Origin of the sequence: Stutzerimonas kunmingensis, from assembly GCF_032106285.1 — a bacterium.
Taxonomy (GTDB): Bacteria; Pseudomonadota; Gammaproteobacteria; order Pseudomonadales; family Pseudomonadaceae; genus Stutzerimonas; species Stutzerimonas kunmingensis_B.
Genome location: NZ_DAMCPO010000006.1, coordinates 72,020 through 93,326, shown reverse-complemented (window position 1 = coordinate 93,326; position 21,307 = coordinate 72,020). Strand labels below are relative to the sequence as shown.

19 protein-coding genes are annotated in these 21,307 nt (G+C 64.0%); 6 read left to right on the top strand and 13 right to left on the bottom strand.

The features are described 5' to 3' along the window. Positions 1–3: 3 nt before the first annotated feature. Genes mmsB through RT582_RS06870 form a run of 3 tightly spaced genes read left to right on the top strand, consistent with a single transcriptional unit; the run spans position 4 to position 3,180 of the window. Positions 4–894, top strand: a complete 891-nt coding sequence (gene mmsB, locus RT582_RS06880; RefSeq protein ID WP_313476995.1) for a 3-hydroxyisobutyrate dehydrogenase — start codon at positions 4–6, stop codon at positions 892–894. A gap of 2 nt (positions 895–896) precedes the next feature. Then, complete coding sequence (locus RT582_RS06875) at positions 897–1,991, top strand: enoyl-CoA hydratase/isomerase family protein (protein ID WP_191122740.1); 1,095 nt, start codon at positions 897–899, stop codon at positions 1,989–1,991. 37 nt (positions 1,992–2,028) lie between these two features. Next, complete coding sequence (locus RT582_RS06870; protein WP_313476994.1) at positions 2,029–3,180, top strand: acyl-CoA dehydrogenase family protein; 1,152 nt, start codon at positions 2,029–2,031, stop codon at positions 3,178–3,180. Positions 3,181–4,039: 859 nt separating this feature from the next. On the opposite strand, the gene RT582_RS06865 is transcribed toward RT582_RS06870, so the two are convergent. The 9 genes from RT582_RS06865 to RT582_RS06825 all read right to left on the bottom strand — a co-directional run bounded on the left by RT582_RS06865 (position 4,040) and on the right by RT582_RS06825 (position 13,065). Beyond that, the gene (locus tag RT582_RS06865; protein WP_014820432.1) at positions 4,040–4,306 is read right to left on the bottom strand and encodes a hypothetical protein; all 267 of its coding nucleotides are present in this window, start codon (positions 4,304–4,306) and stop codon (positions 4,040–4,042) included. Positions 4,307–4,574: 268 nt separating this feature from the next. Further along, positions 4,575–5,657 carry a CaiB/BaiF CoA transferase family protein gene (locus RT582_RS06860; protein WP_313476993.1) on the bottom strand — a complete coding sequence of 361 codons (1,083 nt, stop codon included), beginning with the start codon at positions 5,655–5,657 and terminating at the stop codon, positions 4,575–4,577. Between the two features lie 74 nt (positions 5,658–5,731). After that, on the bottom strand, positions 5,732–7,351 hold the full coding sequence (locus RT582_RS06855) for a long-chain fatty acid--CoA ligase (RefSeq protein ID WP_313476992.1): 1,620 nt from the start codon (positions 7,349–7,351) through the stop codon (positions 5,732–5,734). 135 nt (positions 7,352–7,486) lie between these two features. Then, the gene (locus tag RT582_RS06850; RefSeq protein WP_046620199.1) at positions 7,487–8,626 is read right to left on the bottom strand and encodes an acyl-CoA dehydrogenase; all 1,140 of its coding nucleotides are present in this window, start codon (positions 8,624–8,626) and stop codon (positions 7,487–7,489) included. A 10-nt stretch (positions 8,627–8,636) separates the two neighbouring features. Further along, on the bottom strand, positions 8,637–9,821 hold the full coding sequence (locus tag RT582_RS06845; RefSeq protein ID WP_313476991.1) for an acetyl-CoA C-acyltransferase: 1,185 nt from the start codon (positions 9,819–9,821) through the stop codon (positions 8,637–8,639). 11 nt (positions 9,822–9,832) lie between these two features. Continuing rightward, positions 9,833–10,600 carry an SDR family NAD(P)-dependent oxidoreductase gene (locus tag RT582_RS06840; RefSeq protein WP_044315577.1) on the bottom strand — a complete coding sequence of 256 codons (768 nt, stop codon included), beginning with the start codon at positions 10,598–10,600 and terminating at the stop codon, positions 9,833–9,835. Positions 10,601–10,776: 176 nt separating this feature from the next. Further along, entirely contained in the window at positions 10,777–11,844 is a 1,068-nt protein-coding gene (locus tag RT582_RS06835; protein ID WP_313476990.1) for an AraC family transcriptional regulator, read from the bottom strand. Between the two features lie 73 nt (positions 11,845–11,917). Further along, positions 11,918–12,355 (bottom strand): YqaA family protein, encoded by a 438-nt coding sequence (locus RT582_RS06830; RefSeq protein ID WP_090519774.1) that lies wholly within the window; start codon positions 12,353–12,355, stop codon positions 11,918–11,920. 254 nt (positions 12,356–12,609) lie between these two features. Next, entirely contained in the window at positions 12,610–13,065 is a 456-nt protein-coding gene (locus tag RT582_RS06825; RefSeq protein ID WP_104097495.1) for a hypothetical protein, read from the bottom strand. 402 nt (positions 13,066–13,467) lie between these two features. Here RT582_RS06825 and RT582_RS06820 point away from each other — a divergent pair, with 402 nt between their 5' ends. The 3 genes from RT582_RS06820 (at position 13,468) to RT582_RS06810 (ending at position 16,280) form a co-directional block, all read left to right on the top strand. Further along, on the top strand, positions 13,468–15,054 hold the full coding sequence (locus RT582_RS06820; protein WP_313476989.1) for a tetrathionate reductase family octaheme c-type cytochrome: 1,587 nt from the start codon (positions 13,468–13,470) through the stop codon (positions 15,052–15,054). Between the two features lies 1 nt (position 15,055). Beyond that, positions 15,056–15,652, top strand: coding sequence for a cytochrome b/b6 domain-containing protein (locus RT582_RS06815; protein WP_313476988.1), 597 nt, complete (start codon positions 15,056–15,058; stop codon positions 15,650–15,652). 79 nt (positions 15,653–15,731) lie between these two features. After that, the gene (locus RT582_RS06810; protein ID WP_313476987.1) at positions 15,732–16,280 is read left to right on the top strand and encodes a rhodanese-like domain-containing protein; all 549 of its coding nucleotides are present in this window, start codon (positions 15,732–15,734) and stop codon (positions 16,278–16,280) included. A 61-nt stretch (positions 16,281–16,341) separates the two neighbouring features. Here RT582_RS06810 and RT582_RS06805 read toward each other — a convergent pair whose 3' ends face one another. The 4 genes from RT582_RS06805 to RT582_RS06790 form a co-directional block, all read right to left on the bottom strand. Then, the gene (locus RT582_RS06805; RefSeq protein ID WP_014820445.1) at positions 16,342–17,139 is read right to left on the bottom strand and encodes an acyl-CoA thioesterase; all 798 of its coding nucleotides are present in this window, start codon (positions 17,137–17,139) and stop codon (positions 16,342–16,344) included. Between the two features lie 118 nt (positions 17,140–17,257). Beyond that, the gene (locus RT582_RS06800; RefSeq protein WP_044315421.1) at positions 17,258–19,258 is read right to left on the bottom strand and encodes a transglutaminase TgpA family protein; all 2,001 of its coding nucleotides are present in this window, start codon (positions 19,256–19,258) and stop codon (positions 17,258–17,260) included. After that, positions 19,255–20,217, bottom strand: a complete 963-nt coding sequence (locus RT582_RS06795; protein WP_044315420.1) for a DUF58 domain-containing protein — start codon at positions 20,215–20,217, stop codon at positions 19,255–19,257. The genes RT582_RS06800 and RT582_RS06795 overlap by 4 nt, the downstream gene beginning before the upstream one ends. A gap of 34 nt (positions 20,218–20,251) precedes the next feature. After that, positions 20,252–21,169: an AAA family ATPase gene (locus RT582_RS06790; protein WP_014820448.1), complete on the bottom strand. Its 918-nt coding sequence runs from the start codon at positions 21,167–21,169 to the stop codon at positions 20,252–20,254. Positions 21,170–21,307: the final 138 nt, after the last annotated feature.

Sequence of the window (21,307 nt, the reverse complement as noted above, 5' to 3'; positions counted from 1 at the left end):
GCCATGCATATCGGATTTATCGGCCTGGGCAACATGGGCGCACCCATGGCCCACAACCTGCTCAAGGCAGGCCACCAACTCAGCGTCTTCGACCTCAACGCCGCGGCCGTCGAAAACCTGGTCGGCGCCGGCGCGCTTCCGGTCGATTCTCCGACCGCCATCGCCCAAGGCAACGCCGAACTGATCATCACCATGCTGCCGGCCGCCGCCCATGTGAAGAGCGTGTACCTGGGCGAGAACGGCCTGATCGCCAGCAGCCGCGAGGGTGTGATGCTGATCGACTGTTCGACCATCGATCCGCACAGCGCCCGCGAAGTGGCCAAGGCCGCCGCCGAGCATGGCAACCCGATGCTCGACGCACCGGTCTCCGGCGGCACCGGCGGTGCAGCAGCCGGCAGCCTGACCTTCATGGTCGGTGGCAGCGACGCGGACTTCGACCGTGCGCAGCCGATCCTCGCGGCCATGGGCAAGAACATCGTGCACTGCGGTGCAGCCGGCAACGGCCAGGTGGCCAAGGTCGCCAACAACATGCTGCTGGGCATTTCCATGATCGGCGTCGCCGAGGCGATGGCGCTGGGCGTCTCGCTGGGCATGGATGCCAAGACCCTGGCTGGTGTGATCAACACCTCCAGCGGCCGTTGCTGGAGCTCGGATACCTACAACCCCTTCCCCGGCGTGCTGGACAACGTTCCGTCCTCACGCGGCTACAGCGGCGGCTTCGGCAGCGATCTGATGCTCAAGGACCTCGGCCTGGCCACCGAGGCCGCCAAGCAGGTGCGCCAGCCGGTAATCCTCGGCGCCCTCGCCCAGCAGCTCTACCAGAGCTTCAGCGCCCAGGGTCATGGCGGCCTGGATTTCTCGGCGATCATCAATCAGTACCGCAAGGACACCTGACCATGAGTCCAACCGAACGCCCCGTGCTGGCCGCCGTACGCAACCACGTCGGCCACCTCACCCTCAACCGCCCGGCCGGGCTGAATGCGGTGACCCTGGAAATGGTCCGTCTGCTGCAACAGCAGCTCAGCGCCTGGGCGGCCGATCCGCAGATCCATGCCGTGGTGCTGCGCGCCAATGGCGAGAAAGCCTTCTGCGCCGGTGGTGACATCCGCTCGCTGTACGACAGCTTCCAGCGCGGCGACACCGAGCACGAAACCTTCTTCGAGGAGGAATACGCCCTCGACCAACACATCCATGCCTACCCGAAGCCGCTGCTGGCGCTGATGGACGGTTTCGTCCTCGGCGGCGGCATGGGCCTGGTCCAGGGCGCGTCGCTGCGCGTGGTCACCGAGCGCGTGCGCATGGGCATGCCGGAAGTCGGCATCGGCTATTTCCCAGATGTCGGCGGCAGCTATTTCCTCTCACGCCTGCCGGGTGAGCTTGGCACCTACATGGGCGTCACCGGCCTGCAGATCCGCGCCGCTGATGCTTTGCACGTTGGCCTGGCGGACTGGTGCGTCAGCCACGACCAGATTGCCGAGCTGGATCGCTGCCTGGACCGTATGAGCTGGTCGGTCCATCCGCAGGAAGCGTTGCGCACCCTGGTGGCGACGCTGGGCAGCAACAAACTGCCGGGTTCCGAGCTGAAGGCCCTACATCAGGCCATCGACGAGCATTTCGGCAAAAGCGATGTGGCGTCGATTCGCGCATCGCTGGCCGCCGAGGCGCGCCCGGAGTTTGCCGACTGGGCCGAGGAAACGCTCAAGGTGCTCGACAGCCGCTCGCCGCTGGCCATGTGCGTGACCCTAGAGATGCTGCGTCGCGGCCGCGAACTGCCGATCGCCGACTGCTTCGCGCTGGAGTTGCATCTGGACCGTCAATGGTTCGCCAAGGGCGACATAATGGAAGGCGTGCGTGCGCTGATCATCGACAAGGACAAGTCACCGCGCTGGAATCCGCCGACGCTGGCAGAGGTCACGCCGGAGCGCGTCCAGGCGTTCTTCGACGGCTTCAAGGCCACCACCGGCAAGACACGCCGCAGCGCCACGGCCTGAACCTCTTTGCAGCACAACAACAAGAAGAGACCGCGCAATGCATGACCTCGAACTCAGCGAAGACCAACGCATGATCCGCGACATGGCGCGCGACTTCGCCCGCCGCGAGATCGCCCCCCATGCACAGGTCTGGGAAAAGGCCGGCTGGATCGACGACGCCCTGGTCGCCCAGATGGGTGAGCTTGGCCTGCTCGGCATGGTCGTCCCGGAAGAATGGGGCGGCAGCTACATCGACTACGTCGCCTACGCCCTGGCCGTGGAGGAAATCTCCGCCGGCGACGGCGCCACCGGCGCGCTGATGAGCATCCACAACTCGGTCGGTTGCGGCCCGGTGCTGAACTACGGCTCGCAGGCGCAGAAGGACGAATGGCTGGCCGAACTGGCCAGCGGTCGCGCCATCGGCTGCTTCGCCCTCACCGAACCGCAGGCCGGCTCCGAGGCGCACAACCTGCGCACCCGCGCGGAGCTGGTGGACGGTCAGTGGGTACTCAACGGAAGCAAGCAGTTTTGCAGCAATGCCAAGCGGGCGAAGTTGGCCATCGTGTTTGCGGTGACCGATCCGGACCTCGGCAAGAAGGGTCTTTCCGCGTTTCTGGTGCCCACCGACACGCCCGGCTTCGCGGTGGAGCGCAGCGAACACAAGATGGGTATCCGCGCCTCGGACACCTGCGCGGTCTCGCTCAGCGACTGCCGAATCCCGCAGGCGAACCTGCTTGGCGAGCGTGGCAAGGGCCTGGCGATTGCGCTGTCGAACCTCGAAGGCGGCCGTATCGGCATCGGCGCGCAAGCCCTGGGTATCGCCCGTGCAGCCTTCGAAGCCGCCCTGCTCTATGCCCGCGAGCGCGTACAGTTCGGCAAGCCGATCGTCGAGCACCAGAGCATCGCCAATATGCTCGCCGACATGCAGACCCAGCTGAATGCGGCGCGTCTGCTGATTCTGCATGCCGCGCGGCTGAAGAGCGCCGGCCTGCCCTGCCTGTCCGAAGCCTCGCAGGCCAAGCTGTTTGCCTCGGAAATGGCGGAGAAGGTCTGTTCGCAGGCCGTGCAGATTCACGGCGGCTACGGCTATCTGGAGGATTATCCGGTCGAGCGCTACTACCGCGACGCACGGATCACGCAAATCTACGAGGGCTCGAGCGAAATCCAGCGCCTGCTGATCGCGCGGGAGCTGGCGAACTACGCGCTGTAAGCGCCACTGCGTGCTGGACGAATGCCGTGCTGCAATGTGACAGCTCGGCATTCGTCACAAGGGCGCCGTAACTCGCACGGCAAAGCCAGCCTGGCTGTATCGAAGCCCACTCAATTACACAATCAATGCCCACAACGCCTGACAGCGCGGCCGCTGCCTTGCGGCCCAAATAAAAAGGGGAGCCGCTAGGCTCCCCTTCAGGTCGTGTTGCTTTGTTCTTCTTCTGCTGACGGGCTTGTTGTTTTTGTTGGCAGCCCGGTCGGACATCGTCCGAGTAGCAGTCCCATAAGGGACATAAAGAACAAACGGATTATTTTGGTCGCTGATGTTGCCACTACCCTCGCGGGCTCAACCGGTTCTGGAGCTGCCTCAAGGCAGTTTTATTGTTCTCGGTCCGGTCGACAGGAAACCTGTCGGGCAATTCCTCTCCAAAAGAATCAGTTTGCTACGTCTCCCACCTGCTTGTTTTTATTGTGTCGGAGTCGCTACGTGTTGTTTTTGTTATTGGATGTGCTTTCTTGTTCTTGTTATGCCAATAACACAGCATTCGTCGTGCCAGTTTCGATAACTCCATATTTTTCAACAGGTTACGATTTATGCATGCAGAGAGAGCACAGAATCCGCGCCTGATTCGTTACCGCCCACCTCAGTGACCGTTACGCTGTACGAAAGGAGTAACACCTTTGGGTAACCGCCTCTGTGCGCGGCGACGTGCAAGGGCGCGATAGTGATATGAAAGGGTCTGCCAGCCGATTCGCGGCTGCATAACGCAGGACACCCCGGCAGTGGTTCACTGTCAGGGTGTCTATCGCTCGATGGGCATAAAAAGGTTCTTCGGCTGGTTAGCGCCTGTGTCGTATCAGGCGTCTGCTGTCTGCACAGCAGTTTCCTTGCGTCTCGCTAGGTAATCGCAGGCCATGATGGCGAGCAAAGGGACGACACCTACACTGAGGGCAGCGTGCCAGGATCCGACGAGGGCCACGAACAGCATCCCCACGACAACGATCGCAGCGACGCAGTGGGCCAGGAAACGGCACAGTTCAAGTGCAACTACTTGTTGTTCGGCATCATTAATCATGACGTTGTACTCCCCGTTTTTGTTGTAATAAGCAGCCTCCGTTTTCATAGTAGTCAGCTGGTGCCAACTCGCAAACCAAAACCGACGTGCGGCACGTCTAGGCCGCGCTTTACGGGCGCTGCACACTACTTTGGTCGACCCCGAATGATTACTTTGAACAGTGTTGCGATATAAGCGTTATATATTCAGGAATCATTTTCCTGACTGCTTGCCCAATAATGGACGCGCTTTTTTTCGCAGCATGAAAATCGTCGACTTCGATACTCGCGCGCAAGCCTGCGTGCGTCGTAACAGTGCTTACCGTCAGCTGCGCAGCTCAGTCCCACCCCTCCTCCGCACCGCAACGTAACGTCCGCCTCGCCTTGCCTGGCGTGCGGGAAAAACGCGGAGCCGGTGCTGCCTGCAACACGCCCTCAACGTCCTGGTAAACGCCACGCTGGCGCAGATGCGGGTGCTGCGCCGCTTCTTCCAGTTCAAGCACCGGCGCGAAGCAGGCGTCGCTGCCCTCGAGCAAGGCGCACCACTCGGCTCGCGTGCGGGTCGCGAACAGCCGCTCCAGCAACTCGCTCTGCACAGGCCATTCGCCTGGATCGGCACAGCCCGCCCAGAGCGCTTTCGGTGCGTCTATTCGCTCCAGCAGCTCGTGCCAGAACTGCGACTCCAGCGGCCCGATTGCAATCTCGCGACCATCGGCGCAGCGATAGCAACGGTAGTTCGGCGCAGCGCCTGCCAGCGGATTGCGTTCGCGTTGCATGTCGATCCGCCCGCTCGGCAGCAGGCCGGCGAAGAAAGTCATCAACGACGACACGCCATCGACGATCGCCGCATCGATCACCTGCCCCTGCCCCGAACGTTCGCGCTCCCACAGCGCGGCGAGGATGCCGACGGCGAGATAGAGCGAGCCGCCGCCGAAATCACCGACCAGGTTCAACGGCGGAATCGCCGTCCCGCTCTCGCCGCGGATTGCCGCCAGCGCGCCGGTCAAGGCGATGTAGTTTATGTCGTGCCCGGCAGCCCTGGCCAACGGCCCAGTCTGCCCCCAACCGGTCATGCGTCCGTAGATCAGCCGCGGATTGCGCGCCAGCAGTTCGTCCGGGCCCAGCCCCAGCCGTTCCATCACCCCGGGGCGGAAGCCTTCGATCAGCACGTCGGCGTCCACGGCCAGCGTCAGACAGCGCTCTCGCCCAGCCACACTGCGGATGTCGAGGGTCAGCGTCTTGCGCCCGCGATCGACCACCGGGTTCGGCCAGCCATTGCCGCCTTCGCGCTCGATGCGCAGCACCTCGGCGCCCATGTCGGCCAGCAGCATGGCGCAATGCGGGCCGGGGCCGATGCCGGCGAACTCCAGCACGCGCAGGCCGCACAGCGGTCCGCTACGAGCATCGTCGTGTTCGTTCATGGCAAATCTCCTAGATTCACACGCACGCAGACGCGCCCCGCACCGAAGCACGGAGCGCGTATGGGTAACAGGCGTTACTGGTTTACAGCGCTGGGCTGGTTCTCGACCAGATGATTGCGATAGCGCTCGCGCAGCACCTTCTTGTCGATCTTGCCGGTAGCAGTCAGCGGCACCGAGTCGAAGATCACCGCATCCGGCATCCACCACTTGACGATGTTCGGCTCCAGATGGGCGAGGATCGTCTCGACCGTGACCTCAGCGTCGGCGTGCGGCTCGACCACCAGCACCGGGCGCTCCTCCCATTTGGGGTGGAACACGCCGACCACCGCCGCCACCTTCACACCGGGACAGGCCGCCGCGACGTTCTCGATATCGATGGAGCTGACCCACTCGCCGCCGGACTTGATCACGTCCTTGCTGCGGTCGGTGATGCGCATGAAGCCATCGGCATCCAGCGTGGCGATGTCACCGGTATCGAACCAGCCATCCTCATCCAGCGCGCTTTTTTCGCTGCGGTAGTAGCGCTCGACCGTCCAGGGGCCGCGCACCTTGAGGCTGCCAGAACTGACGCCATCGCATGGCAGCTCGCGCCCTTCCTCATCGACGATCTTCAGCTCGATACCGAATTGCAGGCGGCCCTGACGGGTCCAGATGGTGTCGTTGGTCGCTTGCTGACCACGTTCGGCCAGTTTCGGCGTCGGCGTGGCCACAACACCCAGCGGGCTGGTCTCGGTCATCCCCCAGAGCTGGCAGACCGCGACGCCGTACTTGGTCTGGAAGGTTTCGGCCATCGCCCGCGGCACGGCGGAACCGCCGATCACCAGCCGCGCCAGACTGCCGGAATCCTCACCGCTACGTTCCAGATGGGCGAGGTACATGGTCCAGATGGTCGGCACGCCGCCGGACAGGGTCACGCCCTCGCTCTTGATCAGCTCCTGCAGGCTCGCGCCGTCCATCTTGTCGCACGGCAGCACGAACTTGCAGCCATTGATTGCAGCGGCAAATGGGATGCCCCAGGCGGTGCCGTGATAGAGCGACGAGCACGGCATGATGCAATCGAAGGCGGACAGGCCGAACGCGCCGGACAGGCCGGCGGCCATCGCATGCAGCACCACCGAGCGGTGGCTGTAGAGCACACCCTTGGGGTCGCCAGTGGTGCCGGAGGTGTAACAGAGCACCGCGCCGGCGTTCTCGTCGAACTGCGGCCAGTCCAGCGGCTGCTCGTCGGCGATCAGCTGCTCGTAGCCCAGGACATCCTCTAGGCCAGAACTCGGTTGCGCAGCCAGTTCAATGAAATGGCGGATATTGCCCAACCGTGGCCGCAGCCGGGCGACGCACTCGGCAAAGCTGCTGTCGAACAGCAGCACCTGACTGCCGGCGTGGTTGATGGTGTAGACGATCTGTTCGTCCGACAGCCGCGGGTTGGCCGTGTGCAGCACGGCGCCGATGCCGGGCACGGCGAAGAACAGCTCGTAGTGACGGTGAGTATTCCAGGCCAGCGACGACACGCAATCGCCGGGGCCGATGCCGAGCTTGGCCAGCATGCTGGCGGCCTGCGCCGAACGGGCGGCGAGCCCGGCATAGTCATAACGCCAGAGGGGTTCGTCGACCAGCCGCGAGACGATTTCGCGATCACCGTGAGCACGGGCGGCGTGGGTGACGATGCTGCTGATCAACAGGGGGGCGTTCTGCATCAATCCTGGTTGCATGTTTCCTACCTCTATCTTGTTTTTATTGTGCAAGTGCCGGTCGAGGAAACGGCGTTCTACCGGCACCACTGAAATCACGTATCGATGCGCCGCAGGGCACGCAGGCGCACCTGGTTTCGGTCAAGCCGGCCCTCCAAGGTTGCGCGCGATGACCAGGCGCTGGATGTCGCTGGTGCCTTCGTAGATTTGGCAGACCCGCACATCGCGGTAGATACGCTCCACCGGGAAGTCGGACAGGTAGCCGTAGCCACCCAGGGTCTGAATCGCGGCGGAACAGACCTTCTCCGCCATCTCCGAGGCGAACAGCTTGGCCATCGACGCCTCCACCAATGCCGGCCGCCCGGCTTCGCGCAGCGCGGCGGCGTGATGCACCATCTGCCGTGCCACGGCGATCTGGGTGGCCATGTCGGCTAGGCGAAAGGCCACGGCCTGATGCTCGATGATCGGCTTGCCGAAGGTTTCGCGGTCGCGGGCGTAATCACGCGCTGCTTCGAACGCCGCGCGCGCCATGCCCACTGCCTGGGCGGCGATGCCGATGCGTCCGCCTTCGAGATTGGCCAGGGCAATGCGATAGCCCTCGCCCTCCTCGCCCAGCCGGTTGGCCACCGGCACGCGCAGGTCCTCGAACGCGATCTGGCAGGTATCCGACGCGTGCTGACCGAGCTTGTCCTCGACCCGTACCACCTGATAGCCCGGGCTGTCGGTGGGTACGATGAAGGCACTGATACCGCGCTTGCCGGCGTCCGGGTCGGTCACCGCAAAGACGATCACCGTGCCGGCATGCTTGCCCGACGTGATGAACTGCTTGGCACCATTGAGCACGTAATGATCGCCGTCACGCCGGGCACGAGTACGCAGGCTGCTGGCGTCGGAACCGGCCTGTGGTTCGGTGAGGGCGAAGGCGCCGATCTGCTCGCCGCGTGCTAGCGGACCGAGGAAGTCGCGCTTTTGCTGGTCGTTGCCGAAACGCAGGATCGGCACGCAGCCTACCGAGTTGTGCACGCTCATGATGGTCGAGCAGGCGCCGTCACCGGCAGCAACTTCTTCCAGCGCCATGGCATAGGCCAGGTAGCCGGTGTCGCTGCCACCCCACTGCTCTTGCACCAGCATGCCGAAGAAGCCGAGCGCGGCCATCTCGGCAATCGCCTCGGCGGGATAGCGATGCTCGCGACTCCACTGTTCGGCGAAAGGCCTCAGGCGTTCCTGAGCGAACTGGCGAGCCATCTCGGCGATCGCGTTTTGATCTTCATTGGGCAGCATGGATGCCTCCTCAGATCAGTTCGACGGCCATGGCCGTGGCTTCGCCGCCACCAATGCAGATCGCCGCTACGCCACGGCGCAGACCACGTGCACGAAGGGCCGAAAGCAGCGTCACCAGGATCCGCGCGCCCGAGGCACCGATGGGATGGCCGAGCGCGCAGGCACCGCCGTTGACGTTGACCTTGGCGTGGTCCAAGCCCAACTCGCGCATGCTGGCCATGGCGACGACGGCAAAGGCTTCGTTGATCTCGAACAGATCCACGTCTTCGGTGGACCAGCCGGTGCGCTCCATCAGCTTGCGGATCGCGCCGATCGGCGCTGTGGTGAACAGATTCGGTGCATCAGCGTAGGCCGCGTGGCCGTGGATCACCGCCTGTGGCTGCAGGCCACAGCGCTCGGCTTCGGAGCGGCGCATCAGCAGCAGCGCGGCGGCACCATCGGAAATCGAGCTGGAGTTGGCCGCGGTCACCGTGCCGCCCTCGCGGAACGCCGGCTTCAGGCTGGGAATCTTTTCCGGCATAGCCTTGGGCGGCTGCTCGTCGTCGCGGATCTGCCGCTGCTGTTTGCCCTGGGTGACCTCCAGCGCAACGATCTCTTCGGCAAAACGCCCCTCACTTATGGCCACCTGAGCGCGGCGCAGGGACTCGAGCGCGTAGGCGTCCTGGGCTTCACGGCTGAAGCCGAACGCGTCGGCGCATTCTTCGGCAAAAGTGCCCATCAGCCGGCCTTTGTCGAACGAGTCTTCAAGACCGTCGAGAAACATATGGTCGAGCACCCGCCCATGGCCCATGCGATAGCCGCCACGGGCTCGGTCGAGCAGGTAAGGCGCGTTGGACATGCTTTCCATCCCGCCGGCGACGACGATATCGGCACTCCCGGCAAGCAGTTGGTCGTGGGCCATGATCACCGTCTGCATGCCCGAGCCGCACATCTTGTTGACCGTGGTGCAGGTGGTGGCGCGGGTCAGCCCGGCGCTCAATGCCGCCTGGCGCGCCGGTGCCTGGCCCTGGCCGGCAGGCAGCACGCAGCCCATCAGCACGTCCTGCACGTTCTCGGCCGGCAGGCCGCTGCGTTCCACGGTGGCACGGATGGCGGCAGCACCGAGCTGCCAGGCGGTCATCCCCTGCACGTCACCCTGAAAACCGCCCATGGGCGTGCGCGCACTGCTGACGATTACGATCGGATCATCTTTCATCTCTGCTTCCTTCACTTGGCGGCCATGCGCAAGGCGCCGTCGAGACGGATCACCTCGCCATTGAGCATGCTGTTCTCGAAGATGTGCCGCACCAGCGCGGCGTATTCGGCCGGGTGGCCCAGGCGTGGCGGAAACGGCACACCGGCGGCCAGCGAGTCGCGAATTTCCTGGGTCATGCCGGCCATCATCGGCGTCTCGAACACGCCGGGGGCGATGGTCATCACACGGATGCCGAAGCGCGCCAATTCGCGGGCGGCCGGCAGGGTCATGCTCACCACCCCGCCCTTGGACGCGGCATAGGCCGCCTGGCCGATCTGGCCGTCGAAGGCAGCGATCGATGCGGTATTGATGATCGCGCCGCGCTCGCCACCTTCGTCAGGCGCGTTCTCGGCCATCGCCTCGGCGGCCAGCCGCAGCATGTTGAAGCTACCGATCAGGTTGATGCCGACGATGCGGCTGAAGCCGTCCAGACTGTGCGGGCCGTTGCGGCCGAGGACCTTTTCGCCGCCGGCGACGCCGGCGCAGTTGACCAGCCCGTGCAACGCGCCGAAATGTTCGCGGGCGGTGGCGACGGCATGGCGCGCGGCCTGCTCATCACGAATATCGGCAGCGACACCCAAGGCGTTCGGCCCCAGCGCCTGTGCCGTTGCGTTGGCCGCGGCTTCATCCAGATCGACGAGTACGACCTTGCCGCCCGCCTCCACCAGCGCCTGCGCCGCCGCAGCGCCGAGGCCGGATGCGCCGCCAGTTATGAGGAATACCTTGTCGCGAATCTGCATGGCGCTCTCCCGTGCTTGTTGTTATTCGGTGCGAAGCCGGAAGTTATCTTTGGACAGCCACACGGGTGCGGCAATGGTCGATGTTCTCAACCTGCCTGACCGTTTTGGCCAATCGCAAAACGCGATCACGCTGCGCCACAACACACGCCGGTGGACTGAAGGCTGGAGGCGGGTAATCAGCGCCGCGCCGGCGCCAGAATCAGATTGCGGTAGTGCCCGGGATTGATGCCCGTCCACTTGCGGAATGCCTTGTAGAACGAGCTGACATCGGCAAACCCAAGCCGCTCGGCGATTTCGCCGTAGCTGATGGCAGCATCGGCCAGCCACTCGGTGGCCATCTCCTGACGCAAGCCGTCCTTGATCGCCTGGTACGGCTGCCCCGCTTCCGCCAGGCGTCGGCGCAGGGTCGAGGCCGAGATGCACAGGGTTTGCGCCAGCGTCTCGCTGTCCGGCCAGCGTTCGGCGGGCAGGCTGCGCAGGTGCTGTTTGATGCGGCTGGCCAGGCTGGAGTGGTCGCGATAACGCACCAGGATGTTGGCTGGCGCCTCGGCGAGAAAGGCCTGCAATTCTGCTTCGCTACGACGGATCGGCAGGTCGAGCACTTCGGCAGCGAAAATGATCCGCGTCGACGGCCGGCCGAAACGCAGGTTGTCGGAGAACATCACCCGGTAATCATCCGTGTAGTCCGGTTCGGCACAACGCAACTCGACCGCCAGCAGCGGGATACGCCGCCCCACCAGCCAGCAGGCCAGGCCGTGCAGGAGCATCCAGAAGGTGAAGTAGCAAAAGGCTCGCGCCGGCTCGGGGTTGCGTTCGCGCAGCACCACTTCAGCCAGGCTCTGGCTGCGGATCAGCTTGCCACGCAGGTCCTCCAGGCCCAGCCCGAGAAAGCTCAGTGCGTGAACCAGCGCCTTCTCCAGTGTCGGCTGCTGGATGCAGCTGCGGCTGAGAAAGACGAAGCTGCCCCAGCGCAGCCGGCGCGGGTCCATGCCGAAGAATTCGTCATCGAAGCGCCGCGCCAGTCGCAGCCAGAGTTGCGAGTAGTCACGCACGTCCATGCGGCCGTCGGGATCTTGCAGGCAGGCGGGGTCAAGACCGATCTCATCCAGCAGCTGCCCGGTGGATTGCCCAGGCCGCACGAAACCCTGCAGTGCCTCGGCCACCAGGCGGACGCTGATGCTGTCCCGACGGGCTATCGTCGAGACGGCTGCCTCGTCTGCTGTCGGTTGCGCCTCGCTGATCATGCGGCTCGGTTTCCTGCCAGAAGTCGATGGCCGCCATGATCGACCAGGCACGGTCGCGCTGTCAGCCCTTGCGTCACATCCAGCCCAAGGTCAGCCCCATCACCATGAGGTAGCGCGCGGTCTTCGCCAACGTGACGATCAGCAGAAAGCTCCATAGCGGCTCACGCATCACGCCGGCGACCAGGGTCAGCGGATCACCAATGATCGGCACCCAGCTGAGCAGCAAGGTCCAGCGACCGTAGCGATGGTAGCTGTGCTGCGCCTTCGTCAGTTGCCGCTCGTTGACCGGAAACCAGCGCTTGTGGCGAAAATGCTCGACGTAACGCCCGAGCAGCCAGTTCACAACCGAGCCCAGCACATTGCCGAGGCTGGCCACGGCGACCAGGGCCCAGACCGTGTAGCGTTCGGAAAGAAGGAGGCCGGCGAGCACCGCCTCGGACTGCATCGGTAGCAGCGTGGCGGCACCGAACGCCGCGAGAAAAAGGCCGAGATAGCCGGAGAGCGACACCATCGATATGCAACCGTAACCATGCTGACTGACGGCGCGCAGTATGCGGGAAAGCGCATCGCTTGGGCGGTGACTGCGGCTGGGATGATGCTTGAGTAAGAACCTCCAAGCCCGCGGCGATTCACTCGCGACAGACTAGCCGGCGTCACTGTGTCACCTTGCAACAGGGCAACAGGGCAACAGGGCAAATTTACATGCGGCACCGGTGTTGCCGAGATCGGACATTGCCATGGACGGCAGGACGGGCCGCACTGACATCACATCTCGTGAATACGGCTCACCTGACGAGCAAGACGCATGGTCTCGTGCTCTTCCATGCGTAGAAGGTCCTCGGCGAGATTGCGTGCACCATCAATTTCGGCGCGACGCGCCAAGGAACGGTAGAGATCGATCACCTGGTTATGAATGGTGAAGATATCCAGGGAAATCTCCTCCACCGTCATGGTGTCGTAAGCCTTACAGGCCTGATTGCGCAACACCGGATTGCGTGCCAGATAGTCGTAGATCCAGGTATGCAATGCCTTCGGGTCGGCATGCTTCTCGATCTTGTCGACCGTTTCCGCCAGTGCTCTCTCGTGGTCGGCAATGTAGACAAGCAGCCATTTGGCTCGGGTCTCTTCGTGCTTGTCGGAACAGCGAGCCATGCAACGAGCCAGCATGGCATGGGTGTCGCGTGTCCAGTCGATCAGGTCTTCGAATCGCTCGATCTTCATCGCCAAAATCTCCGCTGGTAGGACGGCAAACAGTACGGCACAGGCCTGTCTCACCGAAGCCTGATTCTGTCCGCTTGCCAGGTCCGGTTACATGACGCTGATTAAGAGATTAGTCCACCCTGCTGTGCCAAGGCCGCTCACACCGCGCAACCGTGCTACAGATCATTGCCGGCCGGAAAAGGACGGTCGAGGATGGGCGTGGATTCGCAAACCATGTGCCATCGCCCCGCCGGCGGCTAGGCCAGCACCAGGGAAGCACGCTCATGTACCACGTCGTGTCGCGCGGTGATGCTACCGCGAGGCATCGTCATGCTGCTGCAAACGGAGTGGCTGCAGTAGCAGTTTGCTAGGGGTGACCTATGCTGGACCTAGCGCCGCTGCCATGCAGCAAGGGAGAGGCAAATGAAAGCATTCCGCCAGCGCACCGTCGCCCTGCTACTAGCGCCGCTCCTGCTTGCTGGCGGCCTGGCGCAAGCATCCACCGCCAATCACGCTCGTTTCGATGCCCTGCTGGGTCCTTTCGCCAGTGGCGAAGAAGTAACGCGGGCCTGTCTGAGTTGCCACGGCAAGGCAGCCAAGCAGATCATGGCCACGCGACACTGGACCTGGGACTACATAAACCCGGATACCGGTCAGCGTCTGGGCAAGAAGACCATGCTCAATGGTTTCTGCATCGGCGACCGGTCCAACGAGGCATTCTGCCAGTCCTGCCACATTGGCTACGGTTGGAAGGACGCCAGTTTCGACTTTACTGACGAAACCAAGGTCGACTGCCTTTCCTGCCATAACACCGGCAACTACCTCAAGCTTGCGGGCCTCGCCGGGCATCCGCCGCTGGTGCGCAGCGAAACCGCACCCGGCTCAGGCAAATTCATCGAACCGGTCGACCTGGCCGCCGTGGCACGCCATGTTGGTGCAACCACACGCCGGACCTGCGGAACCTGCCATTACTACGGCGGCGGTGGCGACGGCGTGAAGCACGGCGATCTCGATTCGTCGCTCAATGCGCCGTCGCGTGAGCTGGACGTACACATGGCCGCCGAGGGTCTCGATTTCACCTGTTCGACGTGCCACGTTGCCGAGGAGCACCGGATCGCCGGCAGTCGCATCAACGTTACTGCCAGCGACCCGCACGGCGCAGTCACTCGAGGTGAGCGCAGCGAGCGCAACCGTTCGACCTGTCAGTCCTGCCATGGCGACAAGCCGCACCAGGGAAACCTGCTGCACGCCGGGCGCCTTAATGACCACACCAGCGTGCTTGCCTGCCAGAGCTGTCATATCCCGGCCTTCGCCCGCGGCGGCGTGCCTACCAAAATGGCCTGGGACTCGTCCAGCGCCGGAAGAATGGACGCCAACGGCAAGCCATTCCAGACGCGCAACGAGCGCGGTCAGGTTCTTTACGACAGCAGAAAGGGCAGTTTCGTACTCGGCGAGGATGTAGTGCCCGACTATGTCTGGTTCGACGGTCGGGTTAGCTATGTGCAACCCGATACTGTAATAGACCCAAGCACCCGGGTACCGATCAATAGCTTCCACGGCACACCGGGGGCCACTGATGCACGCATCTGGCCGGTCAAAACCTTTCACGGGCGCCAGCCTTTCGATACCGAACTCCGGACATTGCTGGTGCCGCATACCGCGATCCCGAACGATACGGCGTTCTGGTACAACTTTGATTGGGGCAAGGCCCTGCAGGCTGGAGCCGACGCTTCTGGCGCACCCTACAGCGGAAAGTTCGACTTCGTCGACACGTCGATGCTGTGGCCGATCACCCATATGGTCGCACCGAAGGAACAGGCGCTCGATTGCGCGCAGTGCCATGCCCGGCAAAGCCGGCTCGGCGCTGTACCCGGCATCTGGCTGACTGGCAAGCACCACAGCCCCCTGCTCGACCGGATCGGTTTTGGGCTGGCTGGCCTCACTCTGCTGGGCGTCCTCATCCATGCCGCCTTGCGCGTACTCTCGCGCCGCCGCAGAAGGAGTCACTGACATGGGCGAGCGTCTCTACCTGTTTACCCGTTTCGAGCGCTTCTGGCACTGGTCACAAGCCACACTGATCATCACGTTGTTGTTTAGCGGCTTCGCGGTTCATGGCAGCCACGCATTACTGGAGTTTCGCACTGCGGTTGGAATCCATGAGGTATCAGCCTGGCTGCTGATGCTGTTGTGGGTGTTCGGCATCTTCTGGCATTTCACCACCGGCCAGTGGCGCCAGTACATTCCCACGCTGAACAACATCGACCGGATGCTGCGCTACTACGTCCACGGGATTTTCATGGGCGCCCCCCATCCGTACAAGATCACGGTGGAGCGCAAGCACAACCCGTTGCAGCGCCTGTCGTACCTGTTCGTCAAAGTGATGATCGGCCCGCTGCTGTGGCTGACCGGGCTGCTCTATCTCTTCTGGGAGCAGGTACAGGAGCTAATCTCGCCCTGGCTCGGCTTGCAACAGGTCGCACTGCTGCACACGGCGGGCGCGTTCATGATGCTGATCTTCCTGATAGCGCATGTGTACCTGGCCACAACCGGGCGGACGCCCCTGGAACACATCAGAGCCATGGTTAGCGGTTGGGAAGAGAAGCACTGAGTGGATCAATGAGTGGATAAATACCCCCACCGGTATAAGATGACCCGAACATCTACGTCCTTTCATGTCGGAGCTTCAGATGAAATCCTCATTGATCGCCCTTTCCCTCAGCATGCTGGCTTTCGCGGCCCAGGCAGTAGAACTCGAAGTCACCCCGCAAGACGCCTACGCCCGCGCCCAACAGGAGGGTGCAAAGGTCCTCTTCATCGACGTCCGCGACCCGGTGGAGATCATGTTCGTCGGCTTCACCGATGCCGTGGACACCAACATTCCGTATCTGCTCGTCGAGCGGAACGCCTGGAATGACGAGCGCGGTGCGTTCCAGACCAACCGTAATCCGAAGTTCCTCGAGCAGATCCAGGCCGAACTGGACAAGCGTGGGCTGGGCGCCGACACCGAAATCATCACCATGTGCCGCTCGGGCAGCGAGCGTGGCAAACCCAGTGCGGATTTCCTGCGTGAGAACGGTTTTCCCAATGCACGGTATGTCGTCGATGGATTTCAGGGCGCGGCCATAAAGGAAGGACCGCAGGCAGGTTTTCGCCTACAGAACGGCTGGCAGAACGCCGGCCTGCCGTGGAGCCCGAAGATGAATCCGGAAAAGATCTACCGCACCGATCGCAAGTAAAACCCTCGCGTAGCGCGGCACCTCGGCGATGAACATCGGTAACGCACACCGCCGATTGCCATCAGCCAAAAACGGTCACCGTTTGCCGGCTCAGTGCGACCAATTCTCCGGTTGGCGTCCACAACGCCGCGGCGCAGTGGCCGTAGCCGTCACGGGCATGCTCGATAACTGCGCGGTACATGCACCAGTCGTGGCTGTCGAGTTCAGGCAACGGCTGGATGAATTCGATGGTCCAGGTCAGTGAACTGCCGGGCGCGAAGCTCTTCAGATGCGGCAACACGGCAGGCGGCCAGGCATCGACCAGCGCCAGCAGGTGCGCTTCGGTCATCGGCTCGCGGGGTACATCACCACGCTGGCGCACCCAGCCGCCCATTTCGCGGGACGCGTTGCCGGAAAATGGCAGCCCGCCGATGCCCCAGCGCATGGCCAGGTAGCGGGTAAATTCCGGCGTTACGCCTGCTACGTAAGGCAGTTCCTGGCAGGCTTCGACCGGTGGCATGGCTGGCGCCGGCTCGGCCGCGACATCCACGACGGAACTGCGCGCTGCGCCGAAGCTGCCCTGGACTATGGTGACCACCTGCCCGTCCTGCATCACCCGGCCGAGCATCTGGCTCACGGCCTTGCCTTCTCGCAGTACCTCGGCCTCGAAGCTCGCCGGCGTGTCCAGCGCCAGCGGCCCGACGAAGGTGATCGCCAGCGAACGCAGCGGTCTACCGTCGGGCACCTTGGCGCGCATGCTTTCGAAGACCAGTGCGGCGACCAGACCGCCGAAACCGGCACGCCCCTGTCCCCAGCTGGCCGGTACCACCACACTGCCGGGGTTGTCACGCACCGCCTGCAACAGCTCGCAAAGCTCCATATCCACCTCGTTATCGTTCGTTATGCGAGCGATGTTAAAGGGGCGCCGGTGAGGGTGCGAGCCTGCCTGGCAGAAGCGGCCGCATGAAATGCCGAATCATCCATGCCGGCAATGGACGTCAGCCACGTTGCGCCGGCGCAGCGGGACGCCAGGGCAGCGCCCGGCGCAGCTGGCTCAAGGCGCGTGACAGGTCGTCAGTCGCATCAGTTTGCTGGGCGTAGCGCTGCGCCTCGTAGAGGCTGACGAACGCAAGGATGGCCGGCGCCTGTTCGGGCAGCATCGCTGCGGCGCGCTGGGCGAAACTACGGGCGCCCTCGCCTTTGTGGCGGCGCGCGCCATGACGTGCCAGAAGTCGTTCGAAGCGCCGGAACAGGCGCTGCTGAGCGTCCGTTTCGCGCCGCCAGGGCTTGAACAGCAGCAGCGCGAGCACGCCGGTCAGCACACCCAGCAGCGCCACCAGGCCAAGACCGAGCGTCTGGCCGTCCAGCTTGCCGAACCAGCGTTGCAGCATCTGCGACTGCTGCTCGTCCTGATAGTTGAGTACCCAGCGCTGCCAACCGTAATTGAGGCTGTCCCAGCGCAGGCGCAGCGCGTTCATCCAGCCGATATCACGGTAGCGGAGCAGTGACATCGGTTCGTCGGCGAGAAAGCTCTGCTCACGGGCCAGCGCCTGCTCCAGGCCCTGCTCCACCCGCTCGGGCGCAACCTGGAAGGTCGGGTCGACACTGACCCAACCACGCTCCGCGACCCAGTATTCGACCCAGGCGTGGGCGTCGAACTGATGAACGGAGAGATAATTGCCCGCCGGGTTGACCTCACCGCCCTGATAGCCCGCCACCACCCGCGCCGGAATCCCCGCTGCGCGCAGGACGAAGGTCATGGCGCCGGCGTAGTGAGCGCAGAAACCACTGCGCGTCTCGAACAGGAAGTCATCGACGATATCGCTGCCCACTGGCGGCGGCTCCAGGGTGTAGTGATAGGGCTGGCGGTTGAAGTGCTTCAACAGCGCATCCACCATCGCCTGAGGCGCCTGCGCGGATTGCCGTAGCTCGCTCGCCCAGGCGCGGGCGCGTGGATTGCCCTGCTCCGGCAGCTGCAATGCCCGCCCGAGGCTCGCCGGTGCGCTGATCGCTTCGCGACGCGCGTCCAGCCATGAAGTCGCCTGATACATCAGCGGCTTGTTCACCGGCTGGCGGCGCTGGAGATGAAAATCCGCCATAAGCTGCGCCTCGCCGCTCGCAACCTGCGGCACATCCAGCGCGAACAGCCAGGGCTGGCCGCTGGGCTGCATGACGATGCTGTAGCTGAGCGGCTCACCAGCCGCCTGCCACTCCGGCGCCTGGGGAAGCTGCGAAGCGTAGGATTGCGACCAGCGACGACCGTCGAAGCGTTCGAAGGTCACCGCGCGCCAGTAGAGCTGGTCGCGGGGCGGAATGTCGCCGTCGAAGGTGACGCGAAAGGCCAGCTCCGCCGAACGGCCAAGACGGGCGATGTCGCCGGGCGCCATGTGATCGGCCAAGCCGGTTGTGCCGCGGTCGCCGGCCTGCGGCAACGACCACAGTGGCGGCAGGCGGGGGAAGAACAGAAACAGCACCAGCATCAGCGGAATCGCCTGCAACAGCAGCGAACCGGCCAGGCGTACCGTCGGCCATGGTCGGGTGACCAGGCTACTCTGCTGCAGCCCGATCATCGCGGCCAGCAATGCGGTGACGGGCAGCAGGCTATACAGTCCGGCGACCAGGCTGTCCTCGAACAGGTAGCTGGTCACCACCGCGAAGAAGCCGAGGAAGATCAGTACCAGTGCATCGCGACGGGTGCTCATCTCCACGAGCTTGAGAATGAACGCAGCTATCAGCAGCACCACGCCGGCTTCCAGGCCGACCAGGCTGCCGCGCGAGAAATACACGCCGAAGCCGGCGCCAATCATCAGCAGCGCCTTGAGCCAGCTGCGCGGATAACGCGCACGCATGCGGAATATCTGAATCCGCCAGCTGGCGCAGCCCAACCACAGGCCGATGATCCATAGCGGCAGATGAGTGAGGTGCGGCAGGATCACCAGCACCTGCGCCACCAGCAGCCAGATCAGGCTGTTGCGCGGAATTCCCGGCTTCGCGCTCACTTCACGCCCTCCTCGCTCAGGCCATGCAGCGCCAGTGCACGCAGGCAGGCATCCCGATGAGCCTGCCCGCCATCGGGTCCGACCAGCTCACCCGGCAGGCGCAGTGCGAACGGTTGCTGCTTGTCGCTGAGGTCGACGACCCAGTGGCAGAGCCTCGACAGGCGCTGCTCGGTGTCGCCGTCCAGGGCATCGAAATCGAGCAGCGGATCGTTGCCGAGCAGGCTGGCGAAATCCTTCACCAGCAGGCCCTGGCCACGGGAATAGGCCTTCCAGTGCAGGCGTCGGCGCGGATCGCCCGGCTGCCAAGCCCGTAGCCCCTGATAGTCGTCGACACCGGCGCCGCGCGTCAGCGTGCCCTCATCCTCGGTTTCCGGCGCACTGCCGCCAGGAGGGCGCTCGGCAATCGATGGCTGCGGGTAGACCAGCGCCGCCAACTCCAGATCGATCCAGCTCCAGGCCACCAGCAGGCCCAGCGGAAACCGGCTCTCGACCCGCACACGCCCAGGTCGCAGCCAGCCGCGGCGTTGCGTCGGCAGGCTCAATTCGACTTCGACGGCGCCGCCCGCCGGCACATCGACCAGGCGCAAGCCGCTGGCCGGCCAGCCGAGCGCCACCGCCTGATAGGCGCGACCGGGACTTTCCAGACGCACCCGCAACAGCGCCTGCTCACCGACGAATGCTGCGGTGGTTCCGCCCGCCTGCAGGACCAGGCCGGCAAGATTGCGCCAGGTATGCAGGATGGTGACGAGATACAACGACCCGAGCAGAAAGGTCAGGCCGTAGGCCAGGCTGTTCTGGTAGTTGATCGCGGTCAGCAGCATCAGCAGCAGCGCCACCAGGAACGCCAGCCCGACCGCGGTGGGCATGATGAAGATGCGCCGCTGGTTCAGGCGCACGCTGGAAGCGGGCGGGATGCGCCGTAGCAGCCAGCGGTCACGAAAGCGCGGCAACAGCCTCACGATGGTTGCCCGCCATCATGCGCGGATGTCGCTGTCACAGCGCAGGCACCTCGCGCAGCAGCCATTGCACCAGCGCACCGCCCCCGTGACCGGTGGCATCCGCGCGCTCGCGCAGACGGTGGCCGACCACGGTGGGCAACACCGCCTGCACATCTTCCGGAATCACGTAGTCGCGTCCGTCGAGGAATGCCCAGGCGCGGGCAGCCGCAAGCAGGGCCAGGCTGCCACGCGGCGACAGCCCCCAGGCGAATTGCGGCTGCGTGCGGGTGGCCTCCACCAGTCGCAGCACGTAATCGACCAGTGCATCGCTGACCCGCACGTTGCCCACAGCGTCCTGAATGGCACGTAGCTCGTCGTGTTCCAGCAGCGGTTCGAGGCGGGTCAGCAGATCGCGTCGCGACTCGCCCAACAGCAGCGCCTTTTCCGCTGCTTTGGCCGGATAGCCCAGGGAAACGCGCATGAGAAAGCGGTCAAGCTGCGATTCCGGCAATGCAAAGGTGCCGCCTGAACTGACCGGGTTCTGTGTGGCGATGACGAAGAATGGGTCAGGTAACGGGCGCGTCGCCCCCTCGATGGTGACCTGCCCCTCCTCCATGGCTTCAAGCAGCGCGCTCTGGCTCTTCGGCGTGGCGCGGTTGATCTCGTCGGCCAGCACCAGCTCGGCGAAGATCGGACCCGGGTGGAAGACGAACTGTCCGCTGTCCTTGTCGAACACCGAGGTGCCGAGAATGTCGCCGGGCAGCAGATCGGAGGTGAACTGGATGCGCTGGAACTCCAGTCCCAGCACCTTGGCCAGGGTATGGCTCAGGGTGGTCTTGCCCATGCCCGGCATATCTTCGACCAGCAGATGACCTCGGGCCAAGAGACAGGCAAGGGCCAGTCGAACCTGGGCTTCCTTGCCGAGCAATACTTCGTTGACTGCTCGCAGGCAGGCGTCCAATCGGGTGCGCATAGACTCTCCTTCGTTCGTCGTCCTGATGCTACTGGTCGGCTGCGCCCAGGCAAAGCGAAGGAAATGCCCGGTGACGAGTTTGTGATGCCGGCAGCGCTCACGCCGCTGCGCCTGTTCCAGACGACGGAGAACAGCTGC